At 68.0% G+C, this 506-nt stretch carries 1 protein-coding gene; it reads right to left on the bottom strand.

Annotated elements, in window-relative coordinates:
- Positions 1 to 496: ATP-binding cassette domain-containing protein (locus EN852_RS34960; RefSeq protein ID WP_135879609.1), on the bottom strand; the 496-nt coding region annotated here is incomplete at its 3' end.
- Between the last annotated feature and the right edge of the window lie 10 nt (positions 497 to 506).

Below are 506 nucleotides of genomic sequence, written 5' to 3'. Positions count from 1 at the left end.
GCACGGCCGTCATCAGCCGCGTGACGATGACCGGGGCGAGACCGGCGGACATCTCATCGATCAGCAGCACCTTCGGCCGGGTGAGAAGCGCGCGCGCAATCACCAGCATCTGCTGTTCGCCGCCCGAAAGCAGACTCGCCTTCACCGTACGGCGCTGCACCAGTTCGGGAAACAGCGCATAGGCTTCGCCGATGTCGGCGCCCGGATGCAGGCTGACGCGCAAATTCTCTTCGGTCGTCAGTTGCCGGAACACGGTGCGACCCTGCTCGACATGGGCAAGCCCTTCGCGCGAGCGCGCGCCGGGCCGGGCCTTCTGCAGTGCACGGCCGTCGATGGCGATGGTGCCGCCGGCAACCGGGATGACCCCCGACAGACCTTCGAGCAGCGTCGTCTTGCCCGCGCCGTTGGCGCCGAGCACGACGCTGATCGCGCCGCTCTCGGCGATGAGATCGACCGAGGGGCCGACGGGCAATTCGGCGCGGTCGATCGACAGGATGGAAACGAGC

Origin of the sequence: Mesorhizobium sp. M2E.F.Ca.ET.209.01.1.1, assembly GCF_004010375.2 — a bacterium.
GTDB lineage: Bacteria > Pseudomonadota > Alphaproteobacteria > Rhizobiales > Rhizobiaceae > Mesorhizobium.
Note: the sequence above shows the minus strand (reverse complement) of the source record. Positions and strands in the feature narration are given on the sequence as shown.